General features: G+C 58.3%; 17 protein-coding genes. 4 read left to right on the forward strand and 13 right to left on the reverse strand.

What is annotated here, in order from left to right:
- Positions 1-48: 48 nt before the first annotated feature.
- Positions 49-867, reverse strand: coding sequence for a polyphosphate kinase 2 (gene ppk2 / locus OSH03_RS00820; protein ID WP_266177978.1), 819 nt, complete (start codon positions 865-867; stop codon positions 49-51).
- Positions 868-1,032: 165 nt separating this feature from the next.
- Here ppk2 and araJ point away from each other — a divergent pair, with 165 nt between their 5' ends.
- Positions 1,033-2,208, forward strand: coding sequence for an MFS transporter AraJ (araJ, locus tag OSH03_RS00825; RefSeq protein ID WP_266177979.1), 1,176 nt, complete (start codon positions 1,033-1,035; stop codon positions 2,206-2,208).
- A gap of 40 nt (positions 2,209-2,248) precedes the next feature.
- Here the strand turns inward: araJ and adhP are convergent, their stop codons facing one another.
- The 6 genes from adhP to OSH03_RS00855 form a co-directional block, all read right to left on the reverse strand.
- On the reverse strand, positions 2,249-3,259 hold the full coding sequence (adhP, locus tag OSH03_RS00830) for an alcohol dehydrogenase AdhP (protein WP_061098144.1): 1,011 nt from the start codon (positions 3,257-3,259) through the stop codon (positions 2,249-2,251).
- 195 nt (positions 3,260-3,454) lie between these two features.
- A complete protein-coding gene (locus OSH03_RS00835; RefSeq protein WP_266177980.1) occupies positions 3,455-5,167 on the reverse strand; it encodes an ABC-F family ATP-binding cassette domain-containing protein in 1,713 nt (570 codons plus the stop codon).
- Between the two features lie 350 nt (positions 5,168-5,517).
- Positions 5,518-7,215, reverse strand: coding sequence for an NAD-dependent malic enzyme (locus tag OSH03_RS00840; protein ID WP_266177981.1), 1,698 nt, complete (start codon positions 7,213-7,215; stop codon positions 5,518-5,520).
- A gap of 176 nt (positions 7,216-7,391) precedes the next feature.
- Positions 7,392-7,529, reverse strand: a complete 138-nt coding sequence (sra, locus tag OSH03_RS00845) for a stationary-phase-induced ribosome-associated protein (protein ID WP_008501714.1) — start codon at positions 7,527-7,529, stop codon at positions 7,392-7,394.
- Between the two features lie 95 nt (positions 7,530-7,624).
- Positions 7,625-7,840, reverse strand: coding sequence for a biofilm-dependent modulation protein (gene bdm, locus OSH03_RS00850; protein WP_013096534.1), 216 nt, complete (start codon positions 7,838-7,840; stop codon positions 7,625-7,627).
- A gap of 231 nt (positions 7,841-8,071) precedes the next feature.
- Positions 8,072-8,923 carry a Vmh family MBL fold metallo-hydrolase gene (locus OSH03_RS00855; protein WP_266177982.1) on the reverse strand — a complete coding sequence of 284 codons (852 nt, stop codon included), beginning with the start codon at positions 8,921-8,923 and terminating at the stop codon, positions 8,072-8,074.
- Between the two features lie 110 nt (positions 8,924-9,033).
- Between OSH03_RS00855 and OSH03_RS00860 the strand changes: the two genes are divergently transcribed.
- Complete coding sequence (locus OSH03_RS00860) at positions 9,034-9,909, forward strand: LysR family transcriptional regulator (protein WP_266177983.1); 876 nt, start codon at positions 9,034-9,036, stop codon at positions 9,907-9,909.
- 7 nt (positions 9,910-9,916) lie between these two features.
- On the opposite strand, the gene OSH03_RS00865 is transcribed toward OSH03_RS00860, so the two are convergent.
- A complete protein-coding gene (locus OSH03_RS00865; RefSeq protein ID WP_061098148.1) occupies positions 9,917-10,876 on the reverse strand; it encodes a hypothetical protein in 960 nt (319 codons plus the stop codon).
- A gap of 115 nt (positions 10,877-10,991) precedes the next feature.
- Between OSH03_RS00865 and OSH03_RS00870 the strand changes: the two genes are divergently transcribed.
- Positions 10,992-11,420 (forward strand): OsmC family protein, encoded by a 429-nt coding sequence (locus OSH03_RS00870; RefSeq protein ID WP_028013230.1) that lies wholly within the window; start codon positions 10,992-10,994, stop codon positions 11,418-11,420.
- Positions 11,421-11,443: 23 nt separating this feature from the next.
- Here OSH03_RS00870 and OSH03_RS00875 read toward each other — a convergent pair whose 3' ends face one another.
- Entirely contained in the window at positions 11,444-12,349 is a 906-nt protein-coding gene (locus OSH03_RS00875) for a LysR family transcriptional regulator (RefSeq protein WP_151413704.1), read from the reverse strand.
- A 112-nt stretch (positions 12,350-12,461) separates the two neighbouring features.
- Between OSH03_RS00875 and OSH03_RS00880 the strand changes: the two genes are divergently transcribed.
- Positions 12,462-13,211: an SDR family NAD(P)-dependent oxidoreductase gene (locus OSH03_RS00880; RefSeq protein ID WP_061098150.1), complete on the forward strand. Its 750-nt coding sequence runs from the start codon at positions 12,462-12,464 to the stop codon at positions 13,209-13,211.
- Here the strand turns inward: OSH03_RS00880 and OSH03_RS00885 are convergent.
- From OSH03_RS00885 to OSH03_RS00900, 4 genes are read right to left on the reverse strand one after another with little or no spacing between them, the layout of a single operon-like run.
- Positions 13,208-14,137: an oligopeptide/dipeptide ABC transporter ATP-binding protein gene (locus OSH03_RS00885; RefSeq protein ID WP_266177984.1), complete on the reverse strand. Its 930-nt coding sequence runs from the start codon at positions 14,135-14,137 to the stop codon at positions 13,208-13,210. The two genes, OSH03_RS00880 and OSH03_RS00885, sit on opposite strands and share 4 nt — an antisense overlap.
- Complete coding sequence (locus OSH03_RS00890; protein ID WP_266178616.1) at positions 14,130-15,116, reverse strand: ABC transporter ATP-binding protein; 987 nt, start codon at positions 15,114-15,116, stop codon at positions 14,130-14,132. The genes OSH03_RS00885 and OSH03_RS00890 overlap by 8 nt, the downstream gene beginning before the upstream one ends.
- A complete protein-coding gene (gene ddpC / locus OSH03_RS00895; RefSeq protein WP_266177985.1) occupies positions 15,116-16,009 on the reverse strand; it encodes a D,D-dipeptide ABC transporter permease in 894 nt (297 codons plus the stop codon). Before ddpC ends, OSH03_RS00890 begins: the two co-directional genes overlap by 1 nt.
- A complete protein-coding gene (locus OSH03_RS00900; RefSeq protein WP_041909885.1) occupies positions 16,006-17,028 on the reverse strand; it encodes an ABC transporter permease in 1,023 nt (340 codons plus the stop codon). Before OSH03_RS00900 ends, ddpC begins: the two co-directional genes overlap by 4 nt.
- Positions 17,029-17,043: the final 15 nt, after the last annotated feature.

Here is a 17,043-nt window from a genome sequence, read left to right on the forward strand (position 1 = left end):
ACCGTTTCCCCTGGTAATCTACGTTCTGCGAGCCGCCTTCCAGTAATATCAGAACCGCTCTTCCACATACCGGAACGGGTATTTGGTGGGCTTCACTTTGCCGATTTTACGTTTCGGTAAATCTACCTTATCAACATGAATTTCTTTATAGGGGATTTGCGTCAGCAGGTGCGAAATAATATTCAGGCGCACGCGCTTTTTATCTTCTGAACGGGCCACAAACCACGGTGCCCAGGCGGTATCTGTCGCTTCAAACATGGCGTCGCGGGCGAGGGTATACTCGTCCCACAGGTTAAAGGATTTAATGTCCATGGGCGACAGCTTCCAGATTTTGCGCCCGTCGTTGATGCGGTCGCGCAGGCGGCGCTCCTGCTCTTTCGGCGTCACCTCCAGCCAGTATTTCAGCAGGATAATGCCGGCATCGACCATCGCTTTTTCCATGACCGGCGTGCCGTCCAAAAATTTATCCACCTGTTCTTCGGTACAGAATCCCATCACGCGCTCGACGCCCGCGCGGTTATACCAGCTGCGGTCGAAGATGACGATTTCGCCCGCTGAGGGCAGATGCGGCACGTAACGCTGGAAGTAGAGCTGGCTTTTCTCTTTATCGGTAGGCGCGGGAAGCGCAACGACGCGAAAGACGCGCGGGCTGACGCGCTCGGTAATCGCTTTGATGGTGCCGCCTTTACCGGCGCCGTCGCGTCCTTCAAATACGATACACACCTTTAATCCCTTGGCGACGACCCACTGCTGGAGCTTAACCAGTTCAACGTGCAGGCGGCGCAGCTCTTGTTCGTACTCTTTGGTCTTCAACGGCGCATTTTTTTCGACATCAACAGCGACACGGGTTTTCTTTTTGCTTCCCATAATTGTCATCCTCAGGTTGTCCGGCGCGGGAAAAAGCGAGACCGCACTATGAAGTGTAATCCACCTGAATTAATGGATTAATGTGTCAGCCGGCTGATTTGAACTGGCTCACCATACAAGATTGTTCAATAATGCCCGTCGCGAGTTTTAACCTGTGGTTGCGGTATGAAAAAAACAATTTTTTCGCTGGCGCTTGGCACGTTTGGCCTGGGCATGGCTGAATTTGGCATTATGGGCGTGCTAACCGAGCTGGCGCATGACACCGGCATTTCGATTCCCTCCGCCGGGAATATGATCTCCTTTTATGCGTTCGGCGTAGTGATAGGCGCCCCGATTGTGGCGCTGTTTTCAGGCAAGTTCTCCTTAAAAACCACGCTGCTGTTTCTGGTGGCGATGTGCGCAGTTGGAAATGCCCTGTTTACGTTTTCTACGTCGTATTTCTGGCTGGCGCTGGGGCGGCTGATTTCCGGTTTTCCGCACGGGGCCATTTTTGGCGTCGGGGCGATAATCCTCTCCAAGATTGCGCCACCGGGGAAGGTGACGGTCGCGGTGGCCGGGATGATCGCCGGTATGACCGTAGCCAACCTGGTGGGCGTGCCGCTGGGGACCTGGCTGGGGCACGAGTTTAGCTGGCGCTATACCTTTTTCCTGATTGCCGTGTTCGACGCGCTGGTGATCCTCTCGGTTCTGCTTTGGGTGCCGGACATCCACGACAAATCAGAAATTAAATTGACCGAGCAGTTCCACTTCCTGAAGAAACCGGAACCCTGGCTGATTTTTGCCGCCACCATGTTTGGCAACGCCGGCGTGTTCGCGTGGTTTAGCTTCGTTAAGCCCTTTATGGTCAACGTCTCCGGTTTTTCGGAAGGTGTGATGACGGTCATCATGATGCTGATGGGGCTGGGCATGGTGTTGGGCAATCTGCTGAGCGGTAAGCTTTCTGGCCGGTTTAGCCCGCTGCGCATTGCGGCGGCTACCGACATGGTGATTGTCGCCTCGCTGCTGCTGCTTTTTGCCTTTGGTGAACTGAAAACGGCCTCGCTGGTCATGGGCTTTATCTGCTGTGCCGGGCTGTTTGCGCTCTCTGCGCCGCTGCAAATCCTGCTTCTGCAAAATGCGAAGGGCGGTGAGATGCTGGGGGCGGCAGGAGGGCAGATGGCGTTTAATCTCGGCAGCGCGATTGGCGCGTACTTCGGCGGGATGATGATTACCCTGGGCTTTAGCTGGCGTTACGTCACGCTGCCAGCGGCAATACTTTCCTTCTCGGCCATGAGCGCGCTGCTTATTTACGGGTATCTGCGGGCGAGACAGACGCAGCTTAAGGCCCGTGCGCCAGTATGAAAACCGCTCCCGGGAGGGAGCGGTGATAAAGGGCAAGAGATTATGAACGTAGGTCGATCACCATACGGCCGCGGATCTGGCCCTGTTCCATCTCTTTGAAGATGGCGTTGATATCCTCAAGCGGACGCATCGTAACTTTCGGCACCACCTTGCCTTCAGCGGCAAACTGGAACGCTTCCTGCAGATCCTGACGGGTGCCGACCAGCGAACCCACCACCTGAATGCCGTCCAGCACCAGACGCGGAATGTCGAGGCTCATCGCTTCCGGCGGCAGCCCAACCGCAACCACGCGGCCACCGGCACGAACCGCATCCACCGCCGAGTTGAAGGCCGCTTTCGCGACGGCAGTGACCACCGCAGCATGCGCGCCGCCGGTTTTTTCCTGCACAATTTTAGCGGCGTCTTCGCTGCGGGAGTTGATGGTTAAATCCGCGCCCATGCTGGCCGCCAGCTTCAGCTGTTCGTCATTAACGTCAAGGGCGATGACTTTGGCGTTAAAGACGTTTTTAGCATACTGCAGCGCGAGGTTGCCCAGCCCGCCCAGGCCATAAATCGCGATCCACTGGCCCGGCTTAATTCCGGAAACTTTCACCGCTTTGTAGGTGGTGACGCCGGCGCAGGTGATGCTGCTGGCCGCAGCTGAATCCAGACCGTCCGGCACTTTTACCGCGTAATCCGCGGTGACGATGCACTCTTCGGCCATACCGCCATCAACGGAGTAACCGGCATTTTTCACATCGCGGCACAGGGTTTCATTGCCGGTGTTACAGTATTCGCAGTGGCCGCAGCCTTCAAAAAACCACGCCACGCTCGCGCGGTCGCCCACCTTCAGCGACGTCACGCCAGGGCCGACCTCTTTTACGATGCCAATCCCTTCATGGCCGAGGATCACCCCCGTTTTATCGCCAAAATCCCCGTTCTTCACGTGAAGGTCGGTATGGCAAACGCCACAGCACTCCATCTTCAGCAGGGCTTCCCCATGCTTAAGGGAGCGTAAGGTTTTTTCGGTGACGTTAACCTGATGATCCTGAGTAACAACAGCAGCCTTCATGTGTATCTCCTTGTTCATGATAAGAATCTGCATAGCAGGGTAATACCTCTTAAGGATTAATACATTAGCCTGGTAATGCAAGGCTGCAGCAACATAATGTCATCATTTAATCCGATTTCAGATTAAGAACAGGGCGTTACTCTAATAATTTAGGGGGAAAATACTGGCCCGGCGAGAGGCTCGCCGGGCGCAGCGTTACAGCTGTGCTTCTATCTCCTCAATCTCTTTACGCCATTGCGCCTGCAGCTGCGGCTTTTGATGCTTCGGCTTACGCGCCAGGTCTTCTTCCAGCAGCGTTTCCAGCGCGATCAGCCGCTCCAGCAGATCGTCGTACGGCGAGGGTTGAACCGTCGCAGAGGAAATCACCGGTGCGGGGGATGTTCCGAGCCCCGCGCTTTCACGCAGCCGCTCAAACACCGCTTCAGCATCGTGCCACTCGCTCAGCCTGCCGTCCTCAATCAGCCAGAAGCGGTTACAGCTTTGGCTGATTAACTGGCGATCGTGGCTGACCAGCAGCACGCCGCCTTCGAACTGCTGCAGCGTTTCCGCCAGCGCCTCTTTGCCCTCCATGTCGAGGTGGTTGGTGGGTTCATCCAGCATCAGCAGGCTATAACGGGCAAGCGTCAGCCCGACGAACAGCAGGCGAGAGCGCTCGCCGCCGCTGAGCGTACTGACTTTTTGCCCGTGGCGCGCCCACGGGAAGCCGGCGCTGATGAGTGCCATCTTCCTGTGCTGTGGATCGGGTGCAAACGGCTCCAGCGCGTCGAGCAGCGTGGCGTTGTCCGCAAGCTGATGAAGCGTCTGGTCGTAATAGCCTGCCGACACGCGCGGGTGCAGCTTCAGACCCGCGTTTGCCAGTTCCCCGGTAAAGCCGCGCCAGATAAGCTTCATCAGCGACGATTTACCGCAGCCGTTACGCCCGACAATCGCCACGCGATCGCCGCTTTTGAGCCGCGCAACGTCGATGCCAAACAGGTCCGGCAGCCCCGGTGCAGGCGGTACGCCGAGGTTTTCCATTTCCAGCAGACGGTCTGCCCGCAGCGCGTCACCGCGCAGGGTTAACGTCCACTGGCTGCCTGCCGTTACTTCCGTCTGGCTCTCCTTCAGCCGTTCGACCTGTTTTTCCATCTGTTTTGCTTTGCGGGCCAGATCTTCGTTGTCATAAACCTTGCCCCAGGTCGCCAGCCGCTTCGCGCTGGCGGTTACGCGGTCGATCTCCTTTTGCTCCGCCTTATTGCGCTGCGCATCGCTTTCATCTTTTGCGGCAAGCGCCCTGCGGGCGGCCGTGCAGGAAAGGGCAAAGTAGTGCAGCGTTTTATCGCGCAGGATCCAGCTGCCGTTTGTGACGGCATCCAGCAGCTGTCTGTCGTGCGAAACCAGCACGAAGCTGCCTGACCAGTTCTGTAAAAAGTGTTCCAGCCAGAGCATGGTCGGCAAATCGAGGTGGTTGCTGGGTTCATCCAGCAGGAGCAGATCCGGCTCGTGAATCAACGCCCGCGCCAGCAGCAGGCGGGTGTGCTGTCCGCCGCTCAGGGTGGCGGATTGCAGCGTCATATCCTGCGGCGTAAAACCCATACTGGCCAGCAGCGTTTCGGCTTTCCAGCGCAGGCTGTCGTGCTCAGCTAAAGGCAGCTGCGCGAGTACGGCATCCAGCATGGTCAGCGGGAAAATGGCGTCCGGGAGATGTTGCTCCACGCGCGCCATCAGGCAGTGCCCGGCAAGCGCGACCGTTCCGGCGGCAGGGATATCTGTTCCGTCCAGCACCTTTAAAAGCGTACTTTTGCCGCAGCCGTTGTCGCCCAGCAGGCCAATGCGGTCGCCTTTTTTCAGCGTAAAGGAGAGGGAGTCGAAGAGCGTGCCAAACGCCGTATCAACGCGTAAAGATTGTGCAGTAAGTAAAGTGCTCATTGTTGCTTACCCAAGAGTTACAGGCATGTTTATGCCTCGTCAAACATCGCTGACGATAACTCAGTAAGCCCGAGAGAAGGGATTTCAGGGGTTGGTGTCTTCGCTCAAGCAGAAGTTATCGCAGCACGATACCGATAACGCTTGAGCTGGTGCGATCACCAAATGTATGTGAAACATTGAAAATTTCACAGTACAGCATAATTGGCCTCCTTATATATTCAGTGGGTTAATGGATGAAAGGAGTGTAGCGGGGGAAAGGGGGTTTGGCCAGGGGATATTCGATCGTGCGGTCTGTGCCCCTCACCTTAACCCTCTCCCCGCAGGGGAGAGGGAACGGTTCGAGCGCAGAATTAAATCGAGGTACGGCGATAGCTGCGGTATTCAGGCATCCAGAAGTTATCGTCAATAGCCTGCTGCAGCGCGTCGGCAGAGGTTTTCACCGCCACGCCCTGCTGCTGCGCCATTTTACCCACCGCAAACGCGATTGCGCGCGACACCTTGTGAATGTCCTTCAGCTCCGGCAGCACCAGCCCTTCGCCGTTGTTGACCAGCGGCGAATAGCCCGCAAGGGTTTCGCTCGCTGACATCAGCATTTCGTCGGTAATGCGGGACGCGCCGGAGGCGATCACGCCCAGACCAATGCCCGGGAAGATATAGGAGTTGTTGCACTGGGCGATCGGATAGATTTTATCCTTCCACACCACCGGATCGAACGGGCTGCCGGTGGCAACCAGCGCGTTACCTTCGGTCCAGGCGATGATGTCCTGCGGCGTCGCTTCCACGCGGGAGGTCGGGTTAGAGAGCGGCATCACGATAGGGCGCTCGCAGTGCTTGTGCATCTCGCGGATGATCTCTTCGGTGAAGAGACCGGTTTGCCCGGAAACGCCGATCAGAATATCCGGCTTCACGTTGCGCACCACGTCCAGCAGGGAGAGCACTTCGTTGTCGGTATCCCAGTTTTTCAGGTTCTCACGTTTCTGGACCAGCTTGGTCTGGAACGGGAGCAGGTTCGGCATACCGTCGGTCAGCAGGCCGAAACGGTCAACCATAAAGACGCGGGAGCGGGCCAGTTCTTCGCTTAAGCCTTCGCGCTGCGTCTGGGCAATAATCTGCTCGGCGATACCGCAGCCCGCAGAGCCTGCGCCCAGGAAGACGATTTTCTGGTAGCTCAGCTGGCTGCCGGCCGCGCGGCTGGCGGCGATAAGCGTGCCCACGGTCACCGCTGCGGTGCCCTGGATGTCGTCGTTAAAGGAGCAGATCTCATCGCGATAGCGGTTCAGCAGCGGCATCGCGTTTTTCTGCGCAAAGTCTTCGAACTGCAGCAGAACGTCCGGCCAGCGGTGCTTCACGGCCTGGATAAAGTCGTCGACAAACTGATAGTACTCGTCGTCGGTAATGCGCGGATGACGCCAGCCCATGTAAAGCGGATCGTTCAACAGCTGCTGGTTGTTGGTGCCGACATCCAGCACCACCGGCAGGGTGTAGGCCGGGCTGATGCCGCCACAGGCGGTGTAGAGAGAGAGTTTACCGATTGGGATCCCCATCCCGCCAATACCCTGATCGCCGAGGCCGAGAATACGTTCCCCGTCGGTCACCACGATCACTTTGATATTGTGGTTCGGCACGTTCTGCAGAATGTCGTCCATGTTGTGACGGTTCTGATAAGAGATAAAAACGCCGCGTGAGCGACGGTAGATCTCAGAGAAGCGTTCGCACGCCGCACCCACCGTCGGGGTGTAGATCACTGGCATCATCTCTTCGAGATGGTTTTGCACCAGGCGATAGAAGAGGGTTTCGTTGGTGTCCTGAATGTTGCGCAGGTAGATGTGTTTGTCGATCTCGGTTTTGAAGCCCTGATACTGGATCCACGCGCGCTCTGCCTGCTCTTCAATGGTCTCAACCACTTCGGGCAGTAAGCCCAGCAGGTTAAAGCTGCTGCGCTCTTCCATGCTGAAGGCGCTACCTTTGTTGAGCAGGGGGAATTCGAGTAAAACCGGGCCGGCATAAGGGATATATAAGGAACGATGTTTTTTCAGTTTGTTGTCCATGTCACTCACTCTTTTTTTGAAGATCCGTCCCTGACACTGCTGTTTGTCATCTTTCTGGCCTGTGCTACGGGGTGCGGTCGGGCGGTATTATAAAGGAGCTAAATATTAATTACCGCAACACATAAACAAAAACACCATCGGTTTTGCCGATGGTGTTCTGGATCTCAGTCGGGAACTTACTTGCCCGCGTGGCGTTTTCTGCCGGTGGCGTGAGTGACTTGCGTTTCGTGGTCGCCTTCAATCACCACTTTACGCTGATTAGAAAGCTTGTAGTTCAGTCCCAGAATGTGGCGTGCCTGACGGTTCGATTTCATGTTAACTCCTCAATCCTGTTGATAGTTTTAAGGACCAGTTTGCGTTCGCAAACGAAATGTAACCCCTTAGGTTGCAGATCCAGCTTAGCAGGTTTTTACAAAGGTGCGTTTTGCCCGCTGACGACGTAGTTAATGGTCTGCTGGTAGATGTCACTGAGGATGTCATTATCCGTGGATTCCACCCACTTGGTCAGTTCCATTAAAATGTCATCTTCAGTCACAGCACCGTGCTCGGCGTGAAGACCCTGCGCGATCGCGTTAACGAGTTCAGGTTGTGCTGCTGCGGTATTAGCCGGGTAATAAGTAAACATGCTGCCTCCGTGTCGTTGTCTGTTTAATGGTACGGCTCGCAAAAAATTTAATTCATAAACAGAATGGCAAATATTTTCCCGGTTGTGGCTCAGATTCATCTTAGAAATAAAAATGACATAAGTGCATGCTTTTATGCGCTTTTAGAATGTGGGGATATATTGATGTGTAGCGGTGAAGATATTTTTGGGGGCTCCTGCCATCGCGAAAATATAGCAGGAGCCGTTTTTAAATTACCACTTCATTTCGCCGGTATTCACTTTGGCGCTTAATTCCAGAGAGCTCTCTTCGGCCAGGCCCGGATACTGTTTTTTCAGTGCACCGATGACGCCAGCAGAGTCTTTATGTGCCGACAATGCCTGTTCAAAATGCTGCAGATAGCCACGGGTAAAATCAATAGCCCCGGTCCCGGCCGGCGGCGTGCCCAGATAGTGACCCGGGATCACGCGTTCCGGTTTGTGCGCGGCCATGTTGTCCAGGATCTGTTGCCACTGCTGACGGCGAGCCGGCGTCTGGGTATCTGCCGTCCAGACGTGAATGTCCCAGGAGACGCCGGTGCCGCCAAGAATCGTTTTTGCTGACGGGATCCACACATAGGCCGCGTAGCTGTCCGGCTGCTCGATATCGACCTTTTCCCCGTCAATCATAAAGGTGGTGGAGGCGAGCACCTGCGGCACCACCAGTTCAGTCGGCGCGCCGTCTTTCATCTGCGGGCCCCAGAAGGCGAGCTTGGCGTCTTTGGTGGCCTTAATATGGTCAACCACCTGCTGCGTGGCCACCACTTTGGCATTCGGGAAGGCTTTCACCAGCGGCTGCAGGCCAAAATAGAAGTCCGGATCGCCGGAGGTGATCACAATCTTATTCAGCGTTTTACCGCTGCGGCGGATTTTCTCTACCAGCGCTTCGCCATCCTTCACGCTGAACTGCGCGTCAAACAGCACCGCCTCTTTCGGTCCGGAAACGAGCGTGGAGGAGACCGCGAAAATGCCTTTTTCCTGCGGATTATAGGTATCAATCGTCAACGGTGCGGCAAAAACGGCCGGAGCGAAAAGGGCGGAAAGCAGGGCAATATGAGTGAGTTTCATGCTGTTGTCTCTGTTGTTCAGGAATATCGTTATTGTACGGATATTCTCATTTGCCAGAATTCCTGAAACAAGACATGCTTAGTTTCATAAATCGAGCAGATGGAGCTTATATGGATCGCGTTATTGCCGCTCAGGTCTATAACCGGATATGCGAGCTGGGAAGCCTGAGCGCGGCGGCCCGCGCGCTGGGCATTTCCCGCCCGATGGTGAGCCGCTACCTTGAACAAATGGAGAAGTGGGCGGGGACGCGGCTGGTAAATCGCTCCACGCGCAAGCTGACGCTAACCGCGGCAGGGGAAAAGGTGCTGCAAAAAACGCGGACGCTCTCGCAGATCTCGCAGGAAATCGAAGGCCAGTCGGAAAAAGATCTCCCGTCCGGCACGCTGCGGGTAGCCTGCGCGCACTTTACCGCGATGCACCTGATTGCGCCGGTCCTGCCCGGCCTGCTCTCGCGCTACCCGCAGCTGCGCATCGAACTGGACGTGAACAACCACCCGGTCAGCCTGGTGGGAGAGCGCATTGACGTCGCGGTGCGCATTACCGATAACCCCGAGCCCGGCATGATCGCCCGCCGGCTGGGGGAGTGTCGTTCGGTGCTCTGCGCCTCGCCGGCGTATCTGGCACAGCACGGAACCCCCGCCAGCCCGGAAGAATTAACGCAGCACAACTGCCTGCACTACAGCTTTTTCGCCGGCCAGTCCTGGCGTTTCCTGACGCCGGAAGGTGAAAGCCTGAGCGTGGCCGTCAGCGGCAACCTGAGCGCCAGCATCTCTTCACTGCTGATGCACGCGGCGATCGAGCACTGCGGCATCGCCATGCTGCCGGAGCGCGAAGCGCGCGCCGCGCTGGAGCAGGGATTGCTGGTGCCGGTGCTGGAGGCGCTCGAGCCAAAACCGCTTGCCATCCACGGCATTTATCAGTCACGGGAATACCAGCCTGCCGCGCTGCGCGCGTTCCTCGACGAACTGTCCCGCAGCCTTGCCTGAGGGGCAATTACTTTGCCTTTAGCCAGGGAGAGGCCGTGCTCCAGAAAATAATATCTGCCCCGAGATAGCTTTCGCCGAAGCGGACAAATTCCGCTTTGGTGAAGGGCTTACCGGTCTGAGGATCCTTATAGGTCAGGGTCGGTTCCTGAACCGCCATGGCGATAAGCGGCAGCGTCTGTTTATTTTTATGGAAGAAGGGATAGGCATTCTTCATGTGCGCCTTGCGGTTGGGAACAATGTCCGGCCCACCGAGGCCGATATTGTTGGCGCTGGCATACGCAAACAGACGCCCCATGTAGTTGTGGTCGTTATCCCACTCGCACGGCCAGAAGTTCACGTACTGCACCACGTGTGATTTCTGAAAGACCTTGCGCGCAAAGGCCAGGTTTTCCATTTCACCCGCGAAATAGCTGTCGCAGGTAAAGCCCGCTGGCGGATTTTTCTCGTCAATATCAATCGCCGTTTCGGGCAGGTTTACGCCATACACCTCGCCATCAAAGCGTTTTGCGAGCGCAGCCAGCAGCGCCTGGTAGCGCTGGCGCACCGCGGGGTCCCACTGACGCGCTACCCATCCCGCGCCGACAGGCTTGCCCTCGCCGGGGTTATCAAACTGCGGCGCAATCCCGCCGCTGTATTGCTTATCGTGCATCAGATAGTCCGGAACGTAGCGGGCGTCCGGCTCAAAAAAACGATCCTGGATCTGAATAAAGAGTTTTTTCCGGGCGGCCTTAACGCGCGCCAGATCCTGCTCAATTCGCGAGAAGTCATAGCTGTCCTTCTCGGGTTCAAGCAGGCGCCAGTTGTATACGATCTGCACGCCGCCGATGTCGCCACGCGCAACAAGCGGGAGCGCCGCATCGAGGTCGCCTGAGCTGGTATAGATAAAGTTTTCCGGCGTTTTGGCCAGTGAAGAAAGAGAGAGAGCCAGCGTGGTTACCGCGACGGCCATCCTGATTTTTAGCGTCATATTTTTATCCTTGTTGTCGGTACAGCAGGTGAAAGAGCCGGAATCGTCTGTGTTCCAGGGCGTGTCAGATGCGTAGTCTATACTTAACCCTTTGTAAGCCAAAAGGAGAGCAAGAATGACGATTCATAAGCACGGTTCGGCACACTGGTCTGGCGACATTAAGCGCGGGAAAGGAACGGTTTCCACCGAGAGCGGCGTTCTCAACCAACAGCCTTACGGCTTTAACACCCGCTTTGAGGGTGAAAAAGGGACCAACCCGGAAGAGCTGATTGGCGCGGCACATGCGGCCTGTTTTTCCATGGCGCTGTCGCTGATGCTGGGTGAAGCGGGCTATACCGCTGATTCGATTGATACGACCGCGGACGTCTCTCTGGATAAAACCGACGGCGGCTTTGCCATTACTAAGGTTGCGCTGCAGAGCAAGGTAACCGTTCCGGGCATTGCGCCACAGCAGTTTGACGGCATTATTCAGAAAGCCAAAGCGGGCTGTCCGGTCTCGCAGCTCCTGAAAGCTGAGATTACGCTGGACTATAAGCTTAACTAAGCCCCAGCCGGGTTCGCGCCCGGCTATCCCTTCAGCGCGGCGGGAAACACCTCCGCCAGCCAGGCGATAAATACCTTCAGTCTGTGCGTCAAATGCCGGTTCTGCGGGTAAACCACATGAAACGGATAGGCGGCAGGGCGCCAGTCGCCCAGGATCGCCGTCAGCCCTCCCGCCTGTAAATATGACTTAGCCGAATACTCAAAGGTTTGAACGATCCCCAGCCCCGCCGCGGCAGCCGCCAGATGAGCGTTGCTTTCATTGACGCCGAGATAGTGCGGAATGCTGATTTCCAGCGCTTCGCCGTTCTCCCTGAAGCGAAACGGAAACGGTCGTCCGGTGACGGGAGAGAGATAGCTAATAAGCTTATGGCCGTTGCGCAGCTCCTGCGGATAGGCCGGTACACCGTGGTTTTTCAGGTAACCCGGCGTCGCGCAGGTGACCATTTGGGCATCACCGAGATGGCGGGCGATAAGGGTTGAATCGTTCAGCGGGCCGCCGCGGATCACGCAGTCTACGTTACCGCTGATGAGATCGACCGGACGATCGGCCACGCCAAGATCGATGCGGATATCCGGGTAGCGCCGCACAAATTCCGGCAGCAGAGGGATGAGTACGTCCCTGGCGGTGGACCCGCCCACGTCAACCCGCAAATGCCCCTTGGGCGTCGCGCGGGAAACGCGAAACGAGGTGTCGATATCTTCGATATCAATCAGCACCCGGAGCGCTTTTTCATAGTATTCCATCCCTTCAGGCGTCGCGACCACCCGGCGAGTCGTCCGGTGCAGGAGGCGTATCTCCAGATGCGCCTCAAGTGATTTAACCAGCTTGCTCAGGGTGGCGATCGGCATATTCAGCGAGTCCGCCGCGCGGGTAAAGCTGCCGGATTCCACCACCCGCGTGAAAGCGCGCATCGCCATGAGCTGATCCATGATGGCCTCTTATTGTTTCTGTAGGTGAATAGTCATTTTCATTTTTGCCCGTTTTTCACTAATGCCGCAAGGGCTAAAGTCTGTCCAACGCAAACACAAAAAGGTAAATGACATGAACACGACTCTCTCAGGAAAAATCGCACTGGTCACCGGCGGCAGCACTGGTATTGGTCTTGCCACGGCGCAGGAGCTGGCGGCTCAGGGCGCGAAGGTGTACATCACCGGGCGTCGCCAGGCCGAGCTGGACGCGGCGGTGGCAGAAATAGCTTCAACGGCCGTGGGCATTCGCGCGGACGTTTCTAAGCTTGCGGATCTGGATGCGGTCTATGCCCGGATAGCAAAAGAAGAAGGCCGTCTTGATATCCTGTTCGCCAATGCGGGTGGCGGCGATATGCTGCCGCTGGGCGCGATCACCGAAGAGCAGTTTGATCGGATTTTTGGCACCAATGTTCGCGGAGTGCTGTTCACGGTGCAGAAGGCGCTGCCGCTGTTATCCGCCGGTTCGTCGATTATTCTGACCGGCTCGACGGTGTCGATTAAGGGGACGGCCAACTTCAGCGTCTACAGCGCCAGTAAGGCCGCGGTGCGTAACTTTGCCCGCTCTTGGGCGCTGGATTTGCAGGGCCGCGGGATCCGCGTCAACGTGGTGAGCCCGGGTCCAATCAAAACGCCAGGTCTCGGCGATCTGGTGCCGGAAGAACACCGTCAGGGGCTGTACGACGCGCTGGCCGCGCAGGTACCGCTGGGGCGTTTAGGCGCGCCCGTTGAGGTGGGTAAAGCGGTGGCGTTTCTGGCCTCCGACGCGGCCAGCTTTATTAACGCCACCGAACTGTTTGTGGACGGCGGGATGGCGCAAATTTAATCCAGGCTGCGCCAGCAGCGAACGTGACGGCCCTCGCGAGAGGGCTGTAGCGGCTGGGGACGTTCACACCCCTGCGTTGCCATCGGGCAGCGGTCGCGGAAAAAACAGCCTGCGGGCAGATGTCGGTTGCCGGGAAGCTCCGTTTTGCGTAGCGCCAGCGTTTCATCCAGCGGCTCTCCGGTGCGGGGAACCGAATCGAGCAGCAGGCGGGTATAGGGATGTCGCGGCTCACTCAGCACCTGCGCGGCGCTGCCCAGCTCCACAATCTGCCCGAGATACATCACCGCCACCCGGTCGCTCATGTGCCTGACCACCGAGACGTTATGCGAGATCAGTACGAATGTCAGATTACGCTGCTGCTGTAGCGTCACCAGCAGGTTGAGGATTTGCGCCTGCACGGAGATATCCAGCGCGCTGGTGGGCTCATCAAGCACGATGATATCTGGGTCGGACGAGAGCGCCCGGGCGATGGCGATGCGCTGGCGCTGCCCGCCGGAGAAGGCGTGCGGAAGGCGGTCGAGATATTCCGGTCGAATGCCTACCTGCAGCGCCAGCTCCTCCGCCAGCCGGCGGCGCTCGCGCTCGCTGCTGCGTTTTTGCACCCACACCGGCTCGGTGATGATGCGCCAGACCGGCAGCCGCGGGTCGAGCGAGGAGAGCGGATCCTGAAATACCATCTGCATGCCGCCCGCGTGGTGCGCACGCTGGCATGCGCCGAAGCTCGGCTTAAGCATGCCCATCAGCAGCTGGGCCAGCGTGCTTTTCCCGCAGCCGGATTCCCCGACAATGCCCAGCGTTTCCCCCCGACGGATCTGGAGATCCAGCCCGTTGAGGGCATGGACCTGTTCCGTCACGCGGCCCAGCCAGTTTTTGCGCGCCGCAAAGTTCACGTGCACGCTGTCCAGTTCCAGCAGTACGTCAGACATGGTGTTTCTCCCGTTGTGGATACCAGCAGGCAGCCCGTTGTCCTTCAGCGCCAGCGGGCGCCAGGCGCGGCGTTTCGCTGCATTTCGCCCCGGCGGCAAAGCAGCGATCGCGAAAAGCGCACCCCTGCGGAAGCTGGCTGAGGTTGGGCACCGTGCCGGGGATGGCGGGAAGCAGATCGCGCGGCTGGCCGTTTTCCGGCGCGCACCGCAGCAGGCCGATGGAATAGGGATGCACAGGTCGGTGGATCAGCGTTTGCGTGGCACCGCTCTCGATCACGCTGCCCGCATACATCACGTACATTCTGTCGCAGAGCTGCGACACCACGGCCATATCATGGCTGATAAACAGCACCGAGGTCCCGCTGGCCCGCGCCTTATGCTTCAGCAAGCGCAGCACCTGGAGCTGGACGGTCACGTCCAGCGCGGTGGTAGGCTCGTCGGCGATGATCAGCTCCGGCTCGCAGGAGAAGGCAAGGGCGATCATCACCCGCTGGCGCATGCCGCCGGAGAGTTCAAACGGGTAACGCGCCATGACCTGCTTCGCGTCCGGGATTTGCATCTCTTCCAGTAGGGCGATCGCTTTCTGCTGCGCCTCGCGCCGGGAAAGCGGCTGATGCTGGCGGATTACCTCCACCATCTGTTTACCAATTCGCCGCGTCGGGTTGAGGGCGGTCATGGGCTCCTGAAAAATCATCGCCACTTTAGCGCCGCGCCACTGGCGAAGCTGTTTCTCGGACGCCGTCAGGACGTTTTCACCGAGTAATTTCACCTGACCGTGATGAATACGGTAGCTGCCCTCCGGCAGCAGGCGCATGGCGAGCATGGCGGTAACGGATTTGCCCGACCCTGATTCGCCCACCACGCCGACAATTTCGCCCCTGCCGATCTCAAGCGAAACGTGGTTCAGCGCGTGGACCTCACCGCGAAAAATCGGGAAGCTCAGATGCAGGTCTTCAATGCTTAGTACCGATTCGGTCATCACTGTTTGCCTCCTGATTTGGGATCCAGCAGATCGCGGATACCGTCGCCAAACAGGTTAAAGCCCACGGCGGTAATAAAAATCGCCGCACCGGGAAAGGCGCAGTACCACCACTGGTCCAGAACGTAGTTACGGCCCACGGCCACCATCGCGCCCCATTCGGCGGTGGGCTGCTGCGCACCCAGGCCAATAAACCCCAGCGTGGCGGCCATCAGAATGGCGCTGCCGATATCCAGCGACGCCTGCACGATCAGCGGCGGCAGGGCGTTGCGCAGGATATGCCAGCGGATCAAATGCCAGCGGGACGCGCCAAACGTGCGGGCGGCCTGAACGTAGGTGAACTGACGCACCACCAGAGTTTGCCCGCGCGCCAGCCGCACGTAGAACGGTATGCGGACGATCGCAATCGCCAGCATGGCGTTAAACAGGCTCGGGCCGAGCGCGGCGGCCAGCGCCATGGTCAGCACCAGAGAGGGAATGGAGAGCATAATGTCCATCACCCGCATGATGACGGCGTCGCCGCGCCCGCCCAGTACGCCGGACAAACAGCCCAGCAGCGAGCCAATGCCGCCCGCAATCACCACCACCGCCAGCCCGGCGGTAATCGACTGCTGGCTGCCCGCCAGCACGCGGCTGAACAGGTCGCGTCCCACCTCATCGGTGCCAAACCAGTGCTGCGCAGACGGCGCCTGCAGGCGGGCGGTAAGGTCCAGCGCGTTCGGGTCATGCGGCACTATCCACGGCGAGGCCACCATCAGGAAGAGCATCGCGATCATAATGACGCCGCCAACGATCGTAAGCGGGCTTTGGCGCAGCATCCAGAACAGCTTTGCCCAGTTGACGCGTTGTCTGGCGGTTTTCACCGGGACGGGCGTTTCCTGCGTTAACATCATTCGGCACCTCCGCGCCCGATTCGCGGGTCAATCCACAGGTAAAGCAGATCGACCACCAGATTAACCAGCACGTAGGCCAGCGAGACGACGACCGCAAAGCCCATCACCGCCGGGAAGTCCAGCGCCTGAATGGACGTCACCACCCAGGCGCCCATTCCCGGCCAGGCAAAAACGGTCTCGGTCAGTACAGCGCCGTAAAGCAGATCGCCCAGCGCCAGCCCGAGCACGGTGATGGACGGGATCATGGCATTCGGCAGGGCGTAGCGCAGGACGATGTACCAGCCGGGCAGGCCGCTGGCGCGGGCGGTGCGGATGTAGTCCTCGCTGAGCTGCTCCAGCATTGCCGAGCGCACCTGGCGCGCCACGATGCCCAGATGAACAAACGCCAGCGTCAGCGAGGGTAAAATCAGATGCTGCAGCGCGTTGAAAAAGACTTCACCGTTGCCCTCCAGCAGCGCGTCCAGCAGATAAAACCCGGTGACGTGGGTCGGCGGATCGAGCCAGTCGTCCAGCCTGCCGCCGCCCGGCAGGATCTGCAGGTGCCCGTAGAACAGGACAATCACGCCCAGCCCGAGCCAGAAGGCCGGCGTGGAGATCCCGGTCATCGCCATTAAACGCACCAGGTGATCCAGCCAGCGGTTGCGGTACACCGCCGACAAAATCCCCAGCGGCACGCCAATGACCAGCGCCAGCAGCAGGGAACAAAAGGCCAGCTCCAGCGTGGCGGGGAAAAAGGCCTTCAGGTCTTCCGCAACCGGGCGTCCGGTACGGATGGACGTGCCTAAATCACCGTGGGCCAGGGCGTCCACGTAGCGGCCAAACTGCACATACAGCGGCCGATCCAGCCCTAACTGCTGGCGGATGTTCTGCACGATTTCGTCGCTGGCGCGGTCGCCCGCCAGCAGACGCGCCGGGTCGCCGGGGATCATGTGTGAAATAATAAAGGTAATGATACAGACACCGGCCACCACCAGGAGTAACCCCCAGCAGCGCTGGCGCACTATGCTCCAGAACGTCATACGCTTTCCCCCGGC

It is taken from the genome of Enterobacter nematophilus (assembly GCF_026344075.1).
Taxonomy (GTDB): domain Bacteria; phylum Pseudomonadota; class Gammaproteobacteria; order Enterobacterales; family Enterobacteriaceae; genus Enterobacter; species Enterobacter nematophilus.